We start from the raw sequence: 19,646 nt of genomic DNA on the forward strand, positions 1-19,646 counted from the left end.
ATGTTAATTTCTTGCTTCTTTATGGTTAAGGTAAAGTGTGAAACCTGTTCCATTTGTGATAATTGCGAACGGGTTGAAGCTGGAAAACGCAGGGGAGTTGGCTACGCTTAAGGTTACAAGGCTATTACAGCTTGTATAAATGCCAACTTTTAGCGCACGGCTCTCCCAAGAGCCATTTCCCTAGACTGAATACAGGAATCGTATTCAGTCTTTTTTTATAACCTATATAAATACAATAGGTTATGTTTAAAATCAGTCGCTTATCTCTACTGTGTTCTACTCAATATTACCCTATAACATAGTCTGCCGCCTTTTTGTCGCCAATAGCTGACGCCAGCGGGTTCAGACGAATAGCATCTTCTAAATGGTCTGGTGCAAAGTGTGCATACCGCATTGTTACACGTATATCTGAGTGCCCAAGAATCCTCTGTAGCACAATGATATTGCCTCCGTTCATCATGAAATGGCTGGCGAATGTGTGACGTAATACGTGGGTCATTTGTCCTTCTGGCAACTCAATGCCTGCCATTCTAACGACCCGATAAAATTGTTTATAGCAAGGGGAAAATGGCTTTCCGTTGCGGCTGATTAATTCTTGGTAAAGCTGATCAGAAATTGGAACGGTACGGTTCTTTTTTCCTTTCGTGTTAATGAAAGTAATTTTGTATGGTGATAGTTGGGATGATTTAAGTTTTGCTGCTTCATTCCAACGAGATCCAGTTGAAAGGCATACTTTTACAATAAGGGTTAACTCTTCATTTTTATGATTCTCACAGGCTACTAATAACTGGGTTATTTGTTCAGAAGTAAGCCACGCCATTTCACGTTCTGGCTGGTCGAATTCTCTTACATTTTCAAGTGGATTAGGTAATTCCCATTCACCAAGCCGTTTTAATTCATTAAAAACCGCCCGTAAAAAAGCGTGCTCGCAGTTAATTGTGCCAGTAGATACCTTTCTTGTCTCAAGACTGGTACTGTAGCCGTTATCAATAGCACCTTGTAATCGCAGATCCCGGTAATGTGCCCAATCCTTTGCTGTCAGTGATGATGCGATTGGATTACCGAGGCCGTTACAGATAATTTTAAGTTTACCTAAACGCCCCTTTTTATCGTTCAATGAACAACCGTGTAGCTTGTACCACAAATCAATCAGCTCATTGAGTTTTCGTCGATCTTCCTTTTCTCCTAACCACGGCTTTAACTTGGTTTGCTCCATAACATACTGTTCATAAGATACAGCCTCCCCTTTGGTTGAAAATTGTTTTCTGACCCGCTTTCCTTCTCTTCCATTGGGGTAACATTCACATAACCACTTTCCTGTGGGTAGCTTTCTAATAGTCATTATTCAAATCCGAGGTAAACAGAATATTTTACTGTATAAAAAAACAGTATAAATGTTTATTAGGGGCGGATTCAAACAGTGACGATATGAAAAGCCCACCTTAGTATGGTGGGCAGAAGAGGGAAGGGGACACCCTAAATCCAGAGTGCTCCCTGATTTGACCGATCAGGATGTGGCGGGACGGGCTTAACATCGCCCGGCGTCATAATAATATCTGCTATGGTTTCCATTGATTTGAATGTGCAACCGCAGTTGATATTCTGGCACTGGTGATAACGTTCTTTTGTCTTGTTCGTAATGTAGCGACTGGATCTCGCGTGTGCTGCATTTTGGCAGAGTGGGCAATGCATCATTTCGTAAATCACCTTATCGTTCTTTCTGGTTTATATCGTCAATCATATCACTTTATTCGATTTTTCAAATGATGATTTGAAAATGAATTACTGCTCACTTATCCCATACTCAGCTTCAGACAGCAGCACCTCCAGTTCCAGTGCGGTAACGTAGCCTGAATTGCTCAAACTGTGCGTCACTTTTGAAATTGTCCACGGCTGTTCGTCGATCACCTGTTTGAATCCGCTCACCTGAACAGGGGTTTCCGGGAACAGGTCAGCGCGCCCCATTGCCAGCGTGATAGAGAACTCCGCGACACCACGTTGCAGTTTGTCCCACTTTGCTTGTGCGGCGCGTGTGGCCTGTGCCTTAGTCGCAAAAACCGTGGTCAGCGCCAGCACGTTCTCATCCGTGCCAACCAGATAATCCCCCTCGCGGGCTTCTGGCTTCTTCTTGGCCTTTTTCGCTTTAGGGTGTGGCTTCTGTGGTTGTGCGCCTTGATGCAACAGCACTTTTTTCTGACGCTTTACCTTCACCATTTTCGGCTTTTCGGGCTGAGGCTCTTTAGTATGCAACCAGCTTGCGGTTACCCCTGTATATGCTCCCCGATCAGCCAGGCTAAAACTGTGCTGATCGCCGTCGCTGCGTTCAATCATCTGCTGCGGGATGAGCTTGCCGCTGGCCGTCTTCCCCGTTCCGGGACGGATAAACAGCAAACGTCCGGCTTTGATTGCCACAATCGCCCCGTTGCGCTCGGCCAGCCGGGTAATAAATTTCGCGTCGGTTTCCAGCGTCTGGTCGATGTGCGGAATTTTTATCCCCGCGAATCCATCAGCCAGCATCGGCGCAAGATTGTTGCGCTTTGCCACCTGTTCAACAATCGCACCCAGCGTGGTGTCGTGATACGACAGCTCACGCCGCGAGTTCAGCGACCCGCGAAAATCGGCACTACGCGCCCGGATGGTCAGCGTATCTGGCGTTCCACGGTGCTCTATTTCATCCACCGTAAAATCACCCTTACCGATCAGCGCGTCACCTTCCCAGCCCAAAAATACCGACAGCACCGCGCCCCGGCGGGGTAGCTGTAACAGTCCGTCGCTGTCGTCCAGCTCGATGTCGAGTTGGTCGGCCTCAAATCCCCGGTTATCGGTCAGGCTCAGCGATAACAGGCGTGGGCTGATAACGGTCGTAATGTCCTGCTCATTCAGACGTAGCAGGTACGCGGGGGGCGGTTTTACTGCCTGCCTGTACATTTACCGGGTTAATCATGCGAATAATCCCCCGATAGCCGCTTGCGCCTTATTCGCCATTTCCCCGGCACTGCCGATCAAGCCCTCGGCCTGCTGGCGTAAATCGCCCAGCACGGCAGACAGTGACGAGTCTACGCGGGTCAGCGTGACGGTGAACTCAATCCGCCGCGCGCGACCGTCGGGGAAAAATTCGGTTTTCGTCTGGCTGATACTGTTCACCACAAATACCCCGTAAATCGTGCCGCTCCCCTCAATCAGCGGCCATGCACGCCCCTGATCGGCCATCGTTTCCAGCATCAGCAATGACAGCGTGCCGCCAGTGATTTCCGGCAGCAACGCCCCCGATAGCGTGATTTTTTCCTCTTCAACGCCGAGAAATTGAAACGCCGGGCGCTGGCCGACGCGGTTGTTTGACGGCCAGCGGTATTCCACATTGCGCTGCATATTCTGATACGGCAGGGTCTGGAGCTGGAAAACAAACAGCCCTAACGTGAGCATCATCTTATTCACCTCCCTGATAACTGTATTGACTGAATGCGCGTGACCGTGCCGCCCGTTCTCGCTGTTCAAGCTGGCGTGTGACTTCTTGCGCGATGTCCTGCGCACTCTGGCCGGGCTGGGCAACAATGCTAATCGGCGCGTGAATGCTGATGGGCGACGATGCCGTACTGGCCTGAACTGGCGGCGCTATCGGGCGATAGGCTGACATGTTCATGGCAGCAGACGCCATCGCGGCGGTGTGACGGCGGCTGGTGACATTGACTGGCCCTTCAACGATTTCCGGGCCATGTTCGCCGACGACGGCAAACTCTCCCAGCTTGATCCCGCCGCCGTTGTCACGTACACCGCTGTAGCGGGCTTCAATCGCCTTTGCGTCGTTGCCCTGTGGGGTTGGTGCGTTACTGACGCCAGCTTGTAACGCGGCGGCTTCCTTCGGCGGCATGATATTTTCAGCAGTCGGAAGCTTCTTTGATTTCTCATCAACTAGCCCCAGTTTTTCCAGCAGCCACGACACGCCGGATATCAATGATTTCATCGGTATCGTTGCGATATCCAGCCCATTAGCCAGCATCTCTCCGAACCGTTTCCCCATATTGGCCGCGCCGTCCAGCTCTGCGGCAGTGGATTTGACCGGCGTCAGAAGGTCACCGAACCAGCCAAACAACGCCTTTATTTTGTCGCCTATCCACGTAAAGACAGGCTGTAACGGCTCGAATGCGGCGATGATAGGCGCACTGGCCGCAACAAATCCCTCAACCACACCACCGATAAACGCCTTGATGGGTTCCCAATACTTCCAGATAAGCAGCGCACCGCCGACAATGGCCGCGACAACCAGCCCAACCGGGGACAGTAGGACGCCTAACGCGCTGCCAATAAACATGAACCCGGTGCGCAACAGTGCCAGCGGTGACGTAAACAGCCACATCAGCACCCGGCCAAAACCCGACATGGCACCCCGGATAACCGTCAACGGGTTACCGAGCGCCCCGAATCCGGCACTCAGAAACCCCGCCCCAGCGACCAAGGCATTAATCCCCCCCATGACAGGCCATGCAACCAGCCCGATCCCGCCCAGCACCGTAATCAATGCCGTTGCCGCGCCAGCCACCATCACAATCTGGTGCGCTAATTCGGGGTTGGCTTTCACCCATTCATTAACCCGGTTCAGCCAGGCGGTGGCGCTTTGCGTGAGTTTACGTAGTATGCCGTCGTCGTCATTGAACAGGTTAAAGCGCAGGCTGGCCATCGCCCCGCGCAGCCGTCCGATATCGCCTTCGAGGTTATCGCGTAGGGTATCGCCCATGCGGTCAGCCGCTCCGGACACATCCCCCAGCTTATTTTCGGTTCCGGCCAGCGCGGTCAAAAATTTCGGTATCTGGTCAATCGACAGGTCTTCAATCGGCGTACCAAACAGCGCGATGGCCGCATTGGCACGCTCTGCCGGGTCTTTGATTTTCAGCAGCCCGGTTGCGGTTTTCTGCATCGCTACCCGTGCCTTATCGCCGCCGCTGGCGATAGCGGTAGACATTTTGGCGGCATTGAGTCCGGCGGCGTCATAGGCTTCAATGCTGGCCTTTGACATGTCCGACCCGCGAATGCTGAACTCCTTCACCGCGTCGCCTGTCTTGTCCAGCGCAAACTTGCCTTGCTGCGCCATCTCCACTAACAGTGTCATCGCTTCCGATCCGCTGAATCCCATGTTGCGGAAGTGTGTCGAATACTCGTGCAGGATTTCCGGCAGTTCACCGGGCATCTGAGCGGACACCCGCTGCATCCCGGATACCATTAAATCAAACGCCTCGTCGCTGTTTTTAGCGAGGCCGTTTTTCATCATGATCGCCGCAATCTGGATACTCTCGGTTGCCTCGCCGCCGAGCGCCGCCTGCATGTCCAGCGCTTTACGCGATATCCGCGTCAGCTCGGTTTCCCCCACATCGCCCAGCGTTCCCAATGTGCTACGCACAGCGGCCACCGCGTCCGCTATCTGGGTAAGATCGTTACTCACGCCAGAGGCGTTAACCTCTTTAATGATGCGGGTGTACTGTTTGCCGTCGGCGGCATTGCCGCCCGTCTGCGCAGCGATACGCGCACCGTGTCCATCGGCTTCAACGCTGGGCGCAATCAGGCGGCTTTCGGCATACAGTGCCGCTGAACCGAGGCCAAATGCTGCCGCCCCGGTATTACGTACCCCGGCGGTGATGGCTTTGCCTTGCTCATAACGCTTGTTGACCGCGTTCAGCTTTTCCTGTTGCTGACTCACACGCGCCAGCGCTGCCCGCTGTCGGTTCAACGTGTCCGTAGCGCCAGCGATATTCGTTCTAAGCTGGCGCTCTGCGGCAGACAGATTACGCGTATCGATGCCGGCGGCACGCAGTGCGCTGCGCTGGTTCTGCACGGACAGCCGCAGGCGGTTTTGCTGGGTCTGTAATTCAGCCGCTTTTTGGCGTGCCTCTTCCAGTGCCTTGGTTTGGGCGCGAGTGGGGTTAGCGGTATTGCGAAACGCCACCGCCAGTGCAGCAGCGTCGGCCTTGGCTTTTTCCAGCGCCCGGCCTGTGCTTGCCAGTTGGGCGCTGGTTTTTCTGAATCCCTCAATGCGCTTGGCCTGTGCTTCCAGCGTTTTCAACTGCGTTTGTGAACCCTGAATTTCACCCGAAAGTGTTCGCGCCGCATTTTGCACGGCACGAAACGGGCGCGTCGCCTGATCGACGGCGCGCAACAATACGCTGAGTTGTAGACTGTTACTCATTGGCATGTCCGCTACGTTTGAGCGCTTTATCGCGCCACAGGATCAACTCGGTGAGGCTCATCGGGTACAGCTCTGATGGCGGCCAGTGAAAAATCACGGCGATATCCGCCATCAGTTCATCTACTGTCAGGCTTCGGGGTAGGTTTCCTGTTGCGATTTCGGCGTCAAAAAACCGATCACCTTGCCCGCGATGGCAATCATATCCGGCAGCTCCATGCGGGTGATTTCTGCTTCGGTCAGCGCGGGGAGGGTCATACGCGGCAGCACTTTAATCATGGCGTCTACGTCAGACCCCGCCAGCGCCGCCAGACTGACGCCGCGCAGCGTTCCGGCGGTAGGTTTAATCAGGGTGACCGTCTCGATCAGGGTGTCGCCGCGTTTGATGGGGGTTTCCAGCGTTACAACGTTGTCGTCTTTGTTCATGATGTTGCCTCTGTGTTCAGATAAAAAATAGAAAGAAGACGGCCAGCACGGGGCTGACCAGACAGGGTTACACCAGACCAATTGCCCGGCGGTGCTGCTCCAGACGATCAACGCCCATAACACGTTCAATCATGTTGATGGTGTCAATCTCGATCATCTCTTTGCCGTCAATGGTCAACTTGTAATAGGTGCATTGGGTGGAAATCTTGGTTTCGGTATCTTCACCTTCTTTGCTTTCGCCGCCGTCGATCTCCTTATGACGGCCGCGCATCACCACTTCAACAGCGGCAACTTCCCCGGTATCGTCACGCTGGTACGCCCCACTGAAACGCAGCAGCACCGCATCAATGCCCGGTGCGGCGTACTGGCTCCACAGGGTTTCGTCAGCAAAGCCGTCCAGCGTAAACTCCATCGCCAGCGCGTCATCATCCAGACCAAAATCAATCGGCGCGCTGCCGGGCATTCCAGCGCCGCGATAGTTCTCCAGCTTGCGCGTGAGCTTGGGCAAGGTAACGGCAGTCGCTACGCCCATGTAGCTCATACCGGCATTAAACAGGTTCATCATTTTCAGTTTGCGAGGCAGTGCCATAGCGCTAGCTCCTTAGCTATTGACCGACGCGGCCATATTCACCAGATATTTATCGGTGATGCGCTGGCGCAGGGTGAGATTTTCCAGAGGGGGAACGGGGGTATAGTCGTAATCGATATACAGTTTCCCCGCTTTGAGCGTGTCTTTATCGTTCGCGGTTTCATCGAACCAGCAATCGGCATCAATAATGTAGCCGCCCGTTTTCAGCTCGCGGAACTTGGCTTTGATACCATCGATAATGTCTTTGATAAGCGTTGGCGTAACGGGCTTGTCGACTGCCCACATGTGCGCCTCGGCTATGGTATCGGCCAGCACCTGCGCGGTGCGGGTGTAGTTCTCAAACAGGAACAGCGGATCGTCAGAACAGGTACGGTTACCCCAGAAGCGGAAGCCGTCTTTACGAACCAGCGTGGTGACGCCTGCCTGATTCAGCAGATCCGCATCCGTTCCCGGTGCTTGTAAATCCCAATACACCGACGCGCTGATGCCCGTCACGCCGTTCACGCCGACGTTAGACAGGGTTTTATGCCAGCCTGTATCCTGGTCGATTTTGGCACGCAACCCCAAAGCGCGTGCGGTCGCATACGCCGTGGTGCTGGCGTTGGCCGTGGTGTCCCACGCGATAAAGTCCGGCCAGATCACCATCAGTTCGCGTTGGTTGAAATTCTCACGGTAGTTGATGGCATCCGACAGGGTTTTGCAGCCCCATGCGCTGACGTAACCGAATGCACGCAGCGACTGACAGATGGAGGCTAACGCGGTGGCAACGGGTAACGAGTCCAGTCCCGGCGCACCGAGAATGCGCGGCTTCACGCCCGTTACCGACATGGCATCTAACAGGGCTTTCATCCCGGTATATTTGCCGTTTTCGTCACTGCCGCCGATCACATTGCTGATGGTTTCGGCCTCGTCTTTGCCCTCGGCCACTCGCACCACAATGGTGACGGGCTTTGACTGATCGGCGATGGCTAACAGGGCAGCGGCCAGCGTGCCTTTTTTCCCGGCCTTGCCAGCGGCAGACAACACATTGGTAATCAGTACCGGGGTATTGAGCGGAAAGGTAGCCGCGTCGGCATCAGGCGCGGTACACACCATGCCGATAATCGCGGTGGAAACGGTGGAAATAACGCGCGTGCCGTCGTTGACTTCGACGACCTGCACGCCGTGGTGAAAATCACTCATCAGGCTCACTCCAGTGAAATAGGCAGGGTTATTGTGTTGTGTAAGCAATGAGGGCGCATCTTGTTGCTGTTTGGCTAGCGCTGGGACAACAGGAAGCTATTTATTTGACTTTCGGCTCCCCATAACCACAAAAAATGATAGGAAAAAAAATGACATAACTATATCCTGATGGAATTATTACTATATATTTCGGTTGTTTACGATTTCTTGAGGGAATTTAATGTATCCTTTTCAATTCAGATGGACAAAGTGCCATGAAGATTTTTGTATCTCTGAAAATATTTTTCTTCAGCATGTCATGGTGACAAAAGGTGTATATAAAACCCGCAACCTTTTTCGGTTTGAAAAGGGAAAAAAATCAATATGTTTTGTGATGTTTGGGTTGAACCCTTTTCGACTATGCCAGCGAAAGGCTTCTGTTCAATGGGAACCTTTTCCTACGCAGTGGGTTATTTACCACCGGAACTGAAAGTAGGAAGGTTTTGCAGCATTGCTCAGGGGGTTTCCATTATGGGGGTTAGCCACCCCATGAATCGATTTACAACACACCCTATGACCTATGATAATGATTTTGTGATTAAATCTGGCATAAAGGGATGTGAAGAATTTGACGATAAGTTGCCTTTGCCCATTATCGGCCACGATGTATGGATTGGTGGAAATGTGGTTTTAAAAGGAGGCATTACCATCGGGCATGGCGCGGTTATCGGTGCTAACTCTATCGTGACAAAAGATGTCCCTCCCTATGCTGTCGTTGCTGGCATTCCAGCCAAAATCATCCGTTTTAGGTTTGAAAATGACATCATTCATAAGCTCTTGGAACTTGAATGGTGGAACTATAAACCGTCAGATATCCCAGCGCATGAAAAGAGTATAGGTGAGTTTATAAAAGCAATTGAAACAAGCGTTGGTAGTAATGAAATAAAACCACACGAATATAAAAAAATAAACCTCTCTGAAATATTCAAATCACTTTGTTAAAAAATATGGCTCTCACTTGAGAGCCATATCATCACCGCGGTTCAATAGGCCATATTATTTTTTCAGGAAATCCTTCTTGCTCTGTAATATTGCGCAAATTTTGTCGATAAGTTGACCATGCGGCCTTATCAAATGGTGAATCCGTCGCCATCTTTCCATCAGAGGAACTTAAACGTTCATCGCGTTGTTTACGCACCTGCCCGGCAAGAAACTGCCGATGTTTTTCTGCATTAATCTTGATCATATGTTCCCCCAATGCCGGAAGGCGCAACGGTAGTGTCAATTTCCCATGATTCGACGGGGCTATCCATAAAAGCGCTGATATCCATCACCCAGAATGGTACTCCGACAGGTACATCTTTTTTCCCAATGTCTGTAGCACTCAATCCAAAACCGGTATTGGGATCGAGAATTGCTACACCATCATCACCTTGGTAAATAACTCTTATCATGATGCTCCTCCAAAAATAGCGATTGAGCACTGCGTTGTATCAAATGTCCCATTTCCACCACGCACAATAACTCTTACACTGTTGATATCTTTTTTTGTAGCATCACCCAGCCCACTATTACTGTTATTCAATATTGCTGCTCCCCCATTCCCGGTATAGGCACCATCACCGATACCGCATAACACGGCATAGTTGTTATTTTTCATAGGAGTGGCAAAATTTATTGTATATATCCCTGTAGACTCACGAACAACAGAGCTCACGTTGTATGAGTCACGAATAGTGGCTGAATTAACGCCACCAAAGTTAACCCACGCAGTACAGTTTTGTTTCCCTGATAAAGCCACTGAAACTTTGCTATCTGCTTCAGCCTTGGTATAAGCCCCGACATCGGCAGCACCCAGCGTAATATCTGCCGTTAGCGCTTTACCGTTGACAGTACGGCCAGACGGCACGCGGCCATTGGCATTCGTATTGGCGTTAGCCGCTGCGGTGGCGGCATTGTTCGCGGCAGTTGTTGCAGCGGCAACGCGGGTATCGGTCTCGGCTTTAGTATAGGCACCGACATCCCCCGCACCCAGCACGATATCTGCCGACAGCGCTTTACCGTTAACGGCGCGCCCTGATGGTACGCGGCCACTGGCGTTCGTGTTGGCGTTAGTCGCTGCGGTGGCGGCATTATTGGCTGCGGTGGTCGCTGCGGCGACGCGGGTATCCGTTTCGGCTTTGGTATACGCGCCCACTTCCCCCGCACTCAGCGTAATATCAGCAGATAGCGCCTTGCCATTGACAGTGCGCCCGGACGGCACACGGCCATTGGCGTTGGTATTCGCGCTAGCGGCAGCGGCGGCGGCATTGTTAGCGGTAACCGCGACAACAGACACGGCGGTATCGGTTTCGAGTTTGGTATAGGCTCCCACATCTCCGGCACCCAGCGTAATGTCAGCGGTCAGCGCCTTACCGTTAACCTTGCGGCCAGACGGCACGCGCCCATTGGCATTATCCACCGCAGCTTTCACCGCTTTCGGGGTTGCGGCCAACACCTCGCTGTCGCTGTTTGTCGCGCTGCTCAGTTGCACAAACCCCTTTACTGTCAGCGTCCCGTCTGGATGTTGGCGGCTTTTTTCGTGTGCCTCGATCACCTCATCCACATAGCCCCGCGTGGCCAGCACCACCGCTGGGTCAATTTTCAGCGTCACGGCGTCGGTGCTGCTGACAATCAGGATCATGCGCACGGTCTGAATACGTCCGCTGCCTTCCTGCAATTGCGGCTTGTACGTCTCCGGGCAGTTGGCGACAGCAATCAGATTGCCGTCGTCGTCAAACAATCCGATCTCACGTATCCAGAAGCCGCCTTCATTTTCGGGAATGACCTGCTCGGCGATAATCTGGCTGGGGTTTTTCGGGTCAACGCTTAGCGTATTCAGTGCCGCCCGGCGTTTTTCGTTGATCAGCGTAGTTTGTGCCGGATTGGGAACGGGTAGTGAACCGCCACCATCACCGACAGCCATGCGGGTGATGTTCAGGCTGCTTCCCAGCGTGGTGGCGTTAGCCAACTTGGCCGCGCCGATGTTCGTTAACAGGGCAAAATAGGTTGCGCTCATGCGGTTACGCTCATGTTGTCGATTAAATGAAGTGCTGCTCCGGTCACATCCAGACCGGACACCGTGATGCTTTCAGGAAAATAGGGGTATACCGTCAGGTCATCGCCGCCGTAAACGGTAGCGGCAACATAGGCCGCGCCCTGTGTGTCGAGGTTGATATTTAGCCCCAGCAGGTGCCGCGAGGCGGGTTTGGCGTCGGCAATCAGCCGCTCCAGCTCGTAAAAGGTTTCTTCTGTGATACCGCTATCCTGCACGCCGATGTCCAGGCGAAACGTGCCTGGCTCTCCGCCGTTCTGAAACCATTCGCTGATACGGATCAGATAACCAAACGGCTCAACGACACGACGCAGCGCACCAATCGTGCCTTTGTGGCGATGGATAAAGAACGCATCACGGATAACCTGCCGTTTCACACTCTCCGGCCATGCCTCATCCCAGCGGTCAACGGAGAACGCCCACGCCAGATACGGCAGCAGGTGTGCCGGGCAGGTGTCCGGGTTCCACAGCAGGCGCAGGGGAACCGGTACGCGGGTAATTTCGGCGCAGGCTTTCGCGGCGACAACTTCCAGCACAGACGACCCGACAGGCAGCAGGCGGTTATCACTCATCGGCACCGCCCACACCCAGCCGATAGCCGGAACAGTAGGACGCCTGCGCATCGGTCAGCACGATATCAGCGGCGGGTGTCGTCAGCTCGACCCGTTGCACGCCCTCGACGTGCAGCGCAGCGTAAATCGCCGAGCGACGAATATCCCGCCCCAATCGGTGCTGCGCACTGACATAGGCTTTCAACTTCTGCTCGGCAGCGGCGCGAACAGGCTCTTTTTCCGGTCCCGGATACAGGTACAGCGTGGCGTCAATCTCATACGCAACAATCACAGCAGATTGCACCGTGACCCGATCAGCTACCGGGCGCACGTCTTCACCGTTCAGCGCAGCGGCCACGATGGCGACCAACTCTTGGCTTGCGCTGCCGTTGCCCTCGCGTGACAGTACCGACACCGTGACGCTGGCCGGACTGGGGCTGATAACCGACACATCGGCCACACGCCCGTCGGCGCTGCGTCCGTGGTATTGGTAAGCCCCGACTGACCCGGCGACGCTCAAGCCCTCAAATGACTGTTGAATGCGCAGGCGAGAATCGCTGTCAGACTCCATCAGGGCAGGCGTGGGCGGCAACGTTGAATTGTCAGCCGGGGTAATGACCAAACGTGACACGCTGAAATTTGCGCCGAGCTGGTCGAGGTCGCCACCCTGCGCAAACGCCACCATCACGGCGCGTGCTGCTTCATTGACGCGCTGCCGCCACAAGAGTTCACGATAGGCATTTTCCTGTAACAGCTTGACGAGCGGCTCTGATTCCAGCGTCAGCGTGCGGGCGACGGCGGCGCGCTGGTCTTCCGGGTAGAGCGACAGCAGCATGGCTTTGCGCTCGGTGTAAATTGTCTCGTAATCCAGCTCTTCCACCACGGCAGGCGCGGGAAGCTGGCTCAAATCAATCATTGCCATGGTGTCAGCTCACAGGGACAGAAAGGGAAACGGCGTTACTGTCAGCCAGCACGCCCGTAATATCGACGGTCAGGCGACCGTCAAAGGTGCTCGACAGGTTGATGCCTGTCAGCGTGATACGCGGCTCCCAGCGCAGCAGCGCCATATAACACGCCGCCATTACCTGCAATTTCACAGCGGGATTTTGTGGCTGGTCGATCAACACCGACAGCAGCGAACCGTAATCACGACGCATTACCCGCGACCCGACGGGCGTGATGAGAATATCGCGCACGCTCTGGCGAATGTGCTCAAGGTCGCCGAGGGTCTGGCCGTTGTCACGACTCATGCCGGAATAGGTTGTCATTTTGTTCCTACCGTCCAGCCGCTGCCCGGCATGATGCCGCCGTGTCCGTGGTTATCCACCTGTACGCCGTTTGAGGTAAACGCACCGCCGCTATGTTGAACGGTGCCGCGCATCGTGCCGCCTTTTTGTACTTCCAGCGTTCCGGTGATCAACTTGTTGGTGCAGACCACTTCGGGCGTGTCCAGCGTGATGCGGGTTGACGCCCTCACGGTGACCAGCGGTACGGTGGCAATGAGGGATTCAGATGCGGTGATATCGGCAGTTTTAATCCCGTTGACGGTCAGCGCCCCGGTAGCGGGTTCGTACTCGATCACCGCACCGTCGGGAAAACTGACGTGATACGCATCGGCAGACGCTGACGGCGCAGGATTGGCATCGGAATAGATGCCCGGCAAGACAAAGGCGGTGTCCAGTTCGCCGCCGATGGACAGGATCAGCACCTGCTCACCAATGGACGGTGCCCACCAGTCACGGGAGCGTCCGGCGCGTCGGGTTAACCAGTTCAACCAGTCGGTGGTCATGTCTCCGGTTTGCACCCGGCACAGGGCATCTTTCGTGTTGACGTGGGTCACGACGCCGACACGGATCAGATTGCGCAGTAAGCGCTGGATTTCAGTAAGGGTAGCTTGAGTTTTCATACAGATAGAATGATTGTGTTGAGAAATAACAACAATAGATTTACGATGTGTGACTTCTGGCACAAATAAAACCAATTAGACGATTCAGGATATTTTCACGCTATGACTCGAACTGACTTGTTGAAATTTTATGAGAAAATATACTTTCATGAAGCTGAGTTAAGGGAAAAACTTTATGTAAGAATCCAAATTGTTTTTGCTTTTTATGTTTTTATAGTGACGAGTGCGATATATATAATCAGAAATATCGATTATTCTGGCGGGGCTCTTGCAATAGCTGCGCTTATTTTATCTGTGATTTGTTGTATTGTAATGGCGGTGTCAATTTTCTATTTGAAAAGGGCGTTTTGGGGAAATGAATTTAAGGTAATATCGACTCCGGAGGAAATATCAAGGCATCTCGAAAACCTCAAAGAACATAAGGTGAAATTGGAAGAGTATAATGCGATGTATGCTTACAATAAACAAAAAATAATCAACCCTGAGGATGGGTTAGATAATTTTATTTTTGAAAGGCTTCAGCGTTGCTCATCACATAACATGTTAATTAATGAGTGGCGCTCATCTCAGATCCATCAGTCTGTATATTATTTTTTCTTGTCTCTAATTCCACTTTTATTTTCTGCGGTTGTTTTTATTGGATTTGACTTGGATTTATCCTCATCACAAAAATCCAAAAAAACAGAGATTATAGTAATAACCAACTCGAAATTAATTTAAAGAGAGGGATATATGTGTGTAAATGATAGAAGAACTCCGCCACCACCACCGCTGTCACCACCACCTCCTCCTGAAAGGTCTGTTAAAGATAATGGAACTGGCGCTAGCATTCCAAGTGATACTAATCGAGGAAATACTAGAAGACCTAATAATAGGGGTTCTGATTAGTTTTTTTATGGTGAATACAGGGGTGTAATATAAAAATAACACTACGAATGGTCTGAAGCATCATTTTTAATACTCATGTTCGCCCCGCTACTAAGCGGGGTTTATTTTATCTACTTAAATATTTTATCAGTAATCCCTCAACTTCTTTTATCTCCCGATCGCTAAATCCCAGCAGCGGCCTTGCCTCATACTGCACATCGTCGCCATTGCGGCTAGGGCGATCACGCAGGCCGTAGTGATGTACCCGCGCCATGCGCTGCACTCGCCCGATAAATTCCACGCTGGCCGCATCGGCCGTGCCTTTGGCTTTCAGGTATTTTGCCGTGCGCAGCTTCTGGAACATCTGGCGCTTCACCCGGCCTTTTTTTCCTTTAATCGGCTGGGCTTTACGCGGGGCATAGGCCGTGCCGTCCGGGGCAGTCTGCGCCTTGATGTGCTGTTGCTGGCTACCGCGCAGAGCTTTTGCCACCGTTCCGGCCAGCTTTCGACGGCCAGACGCCGACAGGCTGGCGATCAGCGCGGCCAGTTTGTCGTCAAACGGTTTCAGCTCATTCATGCCACGTACTCACTAACTCACCGCTGAGGTACAGCGATACCGGGCGTTCGACGGGAACAGGTAACGGCGGCTCTGGCGCGTGGGTAACGTGCAATGCCTTGTCTACCTCTTTGACGATCACCCGCTCGGTGAGTTTCAGGCTGATGCTGATATCACAGCTACCGTTATCGTTAATGTCAGCGATGTAGGTAAAGCCTTTGCTGTCATGAATGATATCCGGCTGATTTTCTCGTAACCACGCCTGAATCGGCACTAATAACCAGTCGATATCGTCAGTAAAATCCGTGATAACCAGATTCAGCGTGTACTGATTCTCAAACGACAGCGACGCGGCCAGCGTGGACACCACCGCGCCGCTGTCGATAAATACATGTAGCATGTCGGGATTATTTTTCAGTACCGGCACCGCGTCACTCAGGGCGCGGCGCAGGCTGTTGGGTTTCAGCATCGTGTTGTTCCTGACAGTGTTTGATGGTTTCTACCTGTAGCGCACAGCTCACCAGTGCGCCTTCCAGTTGGCGAGTATCGGCGCTTAAATCACCGTTGGTTTCCGGGCTGCTGCCCGGTATCGGGCAGCTCGTTACCTTCGGACAGCCAACGTAAATAAGCGTCGGGGGTGTCAAAAGCGGGGCGGCGGTGCAGCCGCTTAACATCGTCAGGCAAAGCAGTGCCATACCAGCGGCGCAGATCGGCATTTTCATTGAGTAACCTCATGATTTTGTTATCACGGGACGCGGCCAGTTGCCCGGCCTGTGACAATTTCGTGCGCAGTGCCGCCTGTGCTTGTTCATTACGCCGGGCGGTGTCCTGCAACGCATCGATCACCCCATCCCTGACCCGCAGTTCAAGCGACTGCTTATTCAGTCTGTCTTTCTGCTCGTCAATGGTCTTTTCCGCTTCGGACAGTTGCCCTGTCGTCACCATTAGGACAATGACCAACAGCGCGGCAACAACAAGAAATATGCGATCGAATCTCATGCTGCCCCCTGAAGACAAACGGCGCGCTCACGCTGGCGACGGGTTTCAATGCCGCGTGATACCTCGCCGTTGACATACACCCAGCGCAAGAGCTGATCACAGGCGTTGCGCCACTGGCCTTTGTTGATAAAAAACGCCAGTGTAGAGCGGCATGCCGCACCGACGCCGACATTAAACGCAAAGCTCACGATGGCGTCGTAGACGGCCTGTGGCATATCAACGGCCATACAGCGTGCCAGCGCCTTTTCTACCCGCAACACATCGGCAACCAGATTGACCGCCGCTTCACGCTCAGTGATGTTTTTTCCCGGCACCACGCCTGCGGTGTGTCCTATTCCGTTTGTCCACACGTTCGCGCTGCACTGGTACGGACTTAAGCGGCATCCCTCAAGATCCGCTATCAGTGCCAGCCCCTCTTGTGACGTTTTCAGCAAAGAAAAATCCGGCACCAGCACGGCCAGCACTAACACCGTGGCAATAACGCAACGCTTAACGAGTGATTTCATGGATAACCTCGCGGGGATTATCGATAGTTTTCAATAATTGGTAGCTTTTGCGGCGGTAGTACCAGTTAACGCCAACGGTGAACACCACCCCCAGCGCCCCGAAATAGGCTGCAAAATCCTGTGGCGTCATCGCGCCGAAAAAGGCCAACGCGACGCTTATCCAGTACGCGATAAACGACGTGATTTTTTCCATATTTAATCCCATAAACTCACCGTTTCTGCGACAGGGGCGGCGGCAATATCCGGCAGCGTAACGGCTGTGCCGTGGGGCAAAATTGCCCCGAATTCAGCCAACCCCGGATTAGCCGCTAACACCGCCTCAACGGCACCCTGCGTGCGTCCATAATGGCGATAACAGAGGGCGTCCAGCGTGTCGCCCTGCTGTGCGATAACGTTCATCAGATATGCCCGATGATGCAGCGGGGCGCATCCTGCAACTGACTGATAGCCCAGCGCGCATCGCGCCACAGTTCATCAATCGTGCCGTCGAGCGCGTCGGCTTTGCGGTCACCTTTGGCGCTGGCGTCATAGCCCCGGTAACGCTCGTACAGCGTCGCCGTGGTGATAGAGCTGACCGCACGCAGGTAGTGATGATGTTTTTCGCTCTGGCCGTCGAGCTGCTCGGCGGGAACGTCTGCCAGCGTGGTAAACCCTGCAGCCCATTGCGCCTTTCGGTACTCGAACAGCTCGGCATTGACCTCGGCAATGGCGGTTAACGCCGCATGGCGCAGACGCTCCGGCGTGACGGTGTTCTCAAGGCGCATCAGCGTGCGCAGGGTTCCCGGCTCTACATCAGGCCAGAAAAAGGTGTTTTTGATTACGGCATCCTGTTGCGTAGGCACAGGAATAACCACCGCATCCGGGCGTGGCTCCGCTTTCGCGGGGAAAATCATTGTCGTCATGACAACCTCAGAATAGGTGGGCGGTGGACACTGGCTCAGAAAACGGATAACCGTTACCGGCCTGTGTGCCGCCCGGCGCGGGGCGCGTTGGGTTAACTGCTGGCCGCTGCTTTGCGCAGCGCGGTTTCCAGCCGCTCTATGTCTTTTTTCACACCGCTTCGGCTATCAAGCTGAAAGGCGCGTTTCAGGTGAAACAGGGCGTGCTCCGGCTTGCCGCTGCGCAAGATCAGGCCGATGATTTTGTGCAGCTTGGCGCGCACCTGGTCGGGCATGTCTTCGGCGTCGGTGAGCGTCAGTGTGTCGATCAGCAGGTCAATGTTGACCGCCTGCCCGGCGGTATGGGCGCGGGTCGCCGCGTCGGCCACTTCTTCGGCTAACAGGTACGGCGTCGGCCGGGTGTACCCCTCCGGCATCACCAGCTTGTGCTGGAGTGCATAACGGGCAATCTCCAGCGCACCCGGAACGTCCCCGGCGTCGAGCTTCCACACCATGACCGTCATCAATACCGCGTCTTGTGCGCCGCGCCCGTTGGCGAGCACACCCGCCACCCACGGCGCATAGCTGGGCAACAGACCGCTTTTCATTTCGGCTTTACGCTCGATGGAGCGCACCTGTTTTAACGTGCGTTTGTCAGCCGCAAGCCGGAACAGCATTTGCTCGTATCCGGTGGCCTGTCGCAGCGGATCATTCTCCCGCTGCGACGCCTCGGCAGCCGACACTCGCATCATGTGACGCTGGGCGGGGCTTAGCATGGCTTAAGCTCCGGCGTTATCGGTTGAGGTTTCAGTACCTGACGCGGCAGGCTCTGCGGCTTTTTCCGCTTCAGGTGGTTCAGGGAACTTACCGAGCTGGATGTTTTCGATCACGCAGCCACAGCCGTAATCTTCCACGATATAATCCTGTTTAATGGATTCGTAGTTTTCGATACGGTCACGTTTGGCGACTTCTTCAATATGGCGACGGTGACTGTCGTCCATGTAGTAGATAGACAGGTTATCCAGACGGGTGATCATCAGGGCATTGGCCGGGAAGTACGGCACGCGCACGGCAGGCAGGTTGCCGATACGCTTCTGGCTGATGATGACGTCAGCGGCCAGTATTTCGCTGTTTTCCTGCTGCTTGTTGACCAGTGGGAAATACTTATCGGACAGTAGCTGACGGCCACAAATCACCACCAAATCCGGGTCTTCCTGATGCCATTCGTCGATCATGGTGTTGGTCGCATCCATCACCAGGGCATCGAGGCTGGCATAATCGCCGTTCTCACCGACGCGGATTTGCTCGGAAATCACTGCGCCGTCTTCGCCCACGACTTTACTCATCACACGTTTGGCAGATTCATTGCGGTACTTTTGCAACCAGCCCACCGCCACATCCTGCAAGAGCGGATTTTTAGCACGGTCAGAGGTCGCGGCACGCTTCACGCCGTGCCATCCGGCCATGATGTAATCCAGCGACTGACGTTTGGCGATAGCGTTACGCAAACGCAACTGGAAATCCTGAAAACGAGCCCACAGGTCAAGGGTGTTGTAGCGGATATGGAAATCAAAGTTCATCTGTTCGCACTTGTACTGGCGTGCTTCCAGACTCAGTAAATCGGCGGTTTCACGCTCGTCACCGTTTGAGGTGTCCGTGGTGCTGGCAACTGACCCGGACACGCCGAGGCCGATCTTTTCCCCGGTCAGCTCGGCAACCGGCACGATGTTGATGCGGGTCAGGAAGTCACTGGATTCCTGCACCACTTCCATCAGCGACTGCGTGACGGACGGCTCAACGCTGAATTTCTTGCTCAGCGTTTCCACCTCAACGCCATTCAGTGCGGCAAGCTGGGTCATGTAGGCATTAAATTTAAAACGGGTTTCTTTACGCATTGTTTTTCCTGTTCTTTCCGAAAAAGGGTATCGAGGGTCAGCGCCC

27 protein-coding genes and 1 pseudogene are annotated in these 19,646 nt (G+C 53.6%); 2 read left to right on the forward strand and 26 right to left on the reverse strand.

The window, feature by feature from the left end:
• Positions 1 to 286: 286 nt before the first annotated feature.
• The 9 genes from A7983_RS17875 to A7983_RS17910 form a co-directional block, all read right to left on the reverse strand.
• On the reverse strand, positions 287 to 1,342 hold the full coding sequence (locus A7983_RS17875) for a phage integrase (RefSeq protein ID WP_005967780.1): 1,056 nt from the start codon (positions 1,340 to 1,342) through the stop codon (positions 287 to 289).
• 134 nt (positions 1,343 to 1,476) lie between these two features.
• The gene (locus A7983_RS23590; protein WP_015841360.1) at positions 1,477 to 1,695 is read right to left on the reverse strand and encodes a DNA-binding transcriptional regulator; all 219 of its coding nucleotides are present in this window, start codon (positions 1,693 to 1,695) and stop codon (positions 1,477 to 1,479) included.
• An 87-nt stretch (positions 1,696 to 1,782) separates the two neighbouring features.
• Entirely contained in the window at positions 1,783 to 2,928 is a 1,146-nt protein-coding gene (locus tag A7983_RS17880; RefSeq protein ID WP_005967781.1) for a phage late control D family protein, read from the reverse strand.
• Positions 2,929 to 2,940: 12 nt separating this feature from the next.
• Positions 2,941 to 3,426 carry a phage tail protein gene (locus tag A7983_RS17885; RefSeq protein ID WP_005967782.1) on the reverse strand — a complete coding sequence of 162 codons (486 nt, stop codon included), beginning with the start codon at positions 3,424 to 3,426 and terminating at the stop codon, positions 2,941 to 2,943.
• 1 nt (position 3,427) lies between these two features.
• The gene (locus A7983_RS17890) at positions 3,428 to 6,175 is read right to left on the reverse strand and encodes a phage tail tape measure protein (RefSeq protein ID WP_005967783.1); all 2,748 of its coding nucleotides are present in this window, start codon (positions 6,173 to 6,175) and stop codon (positions 3,428 to 3,430) included.
• Positions 6,168 to 6,287 carry a GpE family phage tail protein gene (locus tag A7983_RS17895; protein WP_050512644.1) on the reverse strand — a complete coding sequence of 40 codons (120 nt, stop codon included), beginning with the start codon at positions 6,285 to 6,287 and terminating at the stop codon, positions 6,168 to 6,170. Before A7983_RS17895 ends, A7983_RS17890 begins: the two co-directional genes overlap by 8 nt.
• Before the next feature lie 14 nt (positions 6,288 to 6,301).
• Positions 6,302 to 6,598 (reverse strand): phage tail assembly protein, encoded by a 297-nt coding sequence (locus tag A7983_RS17900; protein WP_005967784.1) that lies wholly within the window; start codon positions 6,596 to 6,598, stop codon positions 6,302 to 6,304.
• Between the two features lie 67 nt (positions 6,599 to 6,665).
• On the reverse strand, positions 6,666 to 7,187 hold the full coding sequence (locus A7983_RS17905) for a phage major tail tube protein (protein WP_005967786.1): 522 nt from the start codon (positions 7,185 to 7,187) through the stop codon (positions 6,666 to 6,668).
• A gap of 12 nt (positions 7,188 to 7,199) precedes the next feature.
• Positions 7,200 to 8,369 (reverse strand): phage tail sheath protein, encoded by a 1,170-nt coding sequence (locus tag A7983_RS17910; protein ID WP_005967788.1) that lies wholly within the window; start codon positions 8,367 to 8,369, stop codon positions 7,200 to 7,202.
• Positions 8,370 to 8,589: 220 nt separating this feature from the next.
• On the opposite strand from A7983_RS17910, the pseudogene A7983_RS17915 reads away from it, so the two are divergent.
• A pseudogene (locus A7983_RS17915) lies at positions 8,590 to 9,350 on the forward strand (CatB-related O-acetyltransferase).
• 31 nt (positions 9,351 to 9,381) lie between these two features.
• On the opposite strand, the gene A7983_RS17920 reads toward A7983_RS17915, so the two are convergent.
• Genes A7983_RS17920 through A7983_RS17950 form a run of 7 tightly spaced genes read right to left on the reverse strand, consistent with a single transcriptional unit; the run spans position 9,382 to position 13,899 of the window.
• Positions 9,382 to 9,594, reverse strand: coding sequence for a tail fiber assembly protein (locus tag A7983_RS17920; protein ID WP_051983880.1), 213 nt, complete (start codon positions 9,592 to 9,594; stop codon positions 9,382 to 9,384).
• Positions 9,581 to 9,802 carry a hypothetical protein gene (locus A7983_RS17925; RefSeq protein WP_005967794.1) on the reverse strand — a complete coding sequence of 74 codons (222 nt, stop codon included), beginning with the start codon at positions 9,800 to 9,802 and terminating at the stop codon, positions 9,581 to 9,583. Before A7983_RS17925 ends, A7983_RS17920 begins: the two co-directional genes overlap by 14 nt.
• Positions 9,799 to 11,406 (reverse strand): phage tail protein, encoded by a 1,608-nt coding sequence (locus A7983_RS17930; RefSeq protein ID WP_005967795.1) that lies wholly within the window; start codon positions 11,404 to 11,406, stop codon positions 9,799 to 9,801. Before A7983_RS17930 ends, A7983_RS17925 begins: the two co-directional genes overlap by 4 nt.
• Positions 11,403 to 12,014, reverse strand: coding sequence for a phage tail protein I (locus A7983_RS17935; protein WP_005967797.1), 612 nt, complete (start codon positions 12,012 to 12,014; stop codon positions 11,403 to 11,405). Before A7983_RS17935 ends, A7983_RS17930 begins: the two co-directional genes overlap by 4 nt.
• Positions 12,007 to 12,915 carry a baseplate assembly protein gene (locus tag A7983_RS17940; RefSeq protein WP_005967799.1) on the reverse strand — a complete coding sequence of 303 codons (909 nt, stop codon included), beginning with the start codon at positions 12,913 to 12,915 and terminating at the stop codon, positions 12,007 to 12,009. Before A7983_RS17940 ends, A7983_RS17935 begins: the two co-directional genes overlap by 8 nt.
• Before the next feature lie 4 nt (positions 12,916 to 12,919).
• Positions 12,920 to 13,261, reverse strand: a complete 342-nt coding sequence (locus tag A7983_RS17945) for a GPW/gp25 family protein (RefSeq protein WP_005967801.1) — start codon at positions 13,259 to 13,261, stop codon at positions 12,920 to 12,922.
• Complete coding sequence (locus A7983_RS17950; protein WP_005967805.1) at positions 13,258 to 13,899, reverse strand: phage baseplate assembly protein V; 642 nt, start codon at positions 13,897 to 13,899, stop codon at positions 13,258 to 13,260. The genes A7983_RS17945 and A7983_RS17950 overlap by 4 nt, the downstream gene beginning before the upstream one ends.
• A gap of 102 nt (positions 13,900 to 14,001) precedes the next feature.
• Between A7983_RS17950 and A7983_RS17955 the strand changes: the two genes are divergently transcribed.
• Entirely contained in the window at positions 14,002 to 14,619 is a 618-nt protein-coding gene (locus tag A7983_RS17955; protein WP_005967809.1) for a hypothetical protein, read from the forward strand.
• Positions 14,620 to 14,893: 274 nt separating this feature from the next.
• On the opposite strand, the gene A7983_RS17960 is transcribed toward A7983_RS17955, so the two are convergent.
• The 10 genes from A7983_RS17960 to A7983_RS18000 form a co-directional block, all read right to left on the reverse strand.
• On the reverse strand, positions 14,894 to 15,343 hold the full coding sequence (locus A7983_RS17960) for a phage virion morphogenesis protein (protein ID WP_005967811.1): 450 nt from the start codon (positions 15,341 to 15,343) through the stop codon (positions 14,894 to 14,896).
• Positions 15,336 to 15,791, reverse strand: a complete 456-nt coding sequence (locus A7983_RS17965; RefSeq protein WP_005967813.1) for a phage tail protein — start codon at positions 15,789 to 15,791, stop codon at positions 15,336 to 15,338. Before A7983_RS17965 ends, A7983_RS17960 begins: the two co-directional genes overlap by 8 nt.
• Positions 15,754 to 15,996: an Rz1-like lysis system protein LysC gene (gene lysC / locus A7983_RS24250; RefSeq protein ID WP_235778017.1), complete on the reverse strand. Its 243-nt coding sequence runs from the start codon at positions 15,994 to 15,996 to the stop codon at positions 15,754 to 15,756. Before lysC ends, A7983_RS17965 begins: the two co-directional genes overlap by 38 nt.
• Positions 15,881 to 16,321: an Rz-like lysis system protein LysB gene (gene lysB / locus A7983_RS24530; RefSeq protein ID WP_005967815.1), complete on the reverse strand. Its 441-nt coding sequence runs from the start codon at positions 16,319 to 16,321 to the stop codon at positions 15,881 to 15,883. Before lysB ends, lysC begins: the two co-directional genes overlap by 116 nt.
• Complete coding sequence (locus A7983_RS17975; RefSeq protein WP_005967817.1) at positions 16,318 to 16,827, reverse strand: lysozyme; 510 nt, start codon at positions 16,825 to 16,827, stop codon at positions 16,318 to 16,320. Before A7983_RS17975 ends, lysB begins: the two co-directional genes overlap by 4 nt.
• Positions 16,811 to 17,032, reverse strand: a complete 222-nt coding sequence (locus A7983_RS17980) for an HP1 family phage holin (RefSeq protein WP_039477169.1) — start codon at positions 17,030 to 17,032, stop codon at positions 16,811 to 16,813. Before A7983_RS17980 ends, A7983_RS17975 begins: the two co-directional genes overlap by 17 nt.
• The gene (locus A7983_RS17985) at positions 17,023 to 17,226 is read right to left on the reverse strand and encodes a tail protein X (protein WP_005967821.1); all 204 of its coding nucleotides are present in this window, start codon (positions 17,224 to 17,226) and stop codon (positions 17,023 to 17,025) included. Before A7983_RS17985 ends, A7983_RS17980 begins: the two co-directional genes overlap by 10 nt.
• Positions 17,226 to 17,729, reverse strand: a complete 504-nt coding sequence (locus A7983_RS17990) for a head completion/stabilization protein (RefSeq protein ID WP_005967823.1) — start codon at positions 17,727 to 17,729, stop codon at positions 17,226 to 17,228. Before A7983_RS17990 ends, A7983_RS17985 begins: the two co-directional genes overlap by 1 nt.
• 92 nt (positions 17,730 to 17,821) lie before the next feature.
• Positions 17,822 to 18,481, reverse strand: coding sequence for a phage terminase small subunit (locus A7983_RS17995; RefSeq protein WP_005967825.1), 660 nt, complete (start codon positions 18,479 to 18,481; stop codon positions 17,822 to 17,824).
• A 3-nt stretch (positions 18,482 to 18,484) separates the two neighbouring features.
• Entirely contained in the window at positions 18,485 to 19,600 is a 1,116-nt protein-coding gene (locus A7983_RS18000) for a phage major capsid protein, P2 family (protein WP_005967826.1), read from the reverse strand.
• Between the last annotated feature and the right edge of the window lie 46 nt (positions 19,601 to 19,646).

Origin of the sequence: Pectobacterium wasabiae CFBP 3304, assembly GCF_001742185.1 — a bacterium.
GTDB classification, from domain to species: Bacteria; Pseudomonadota; Gammaproteobacteria; order Enterobacterales; family Enterobacteriaceae; genus Pectobacterium; species Pectobacterium wasabiae.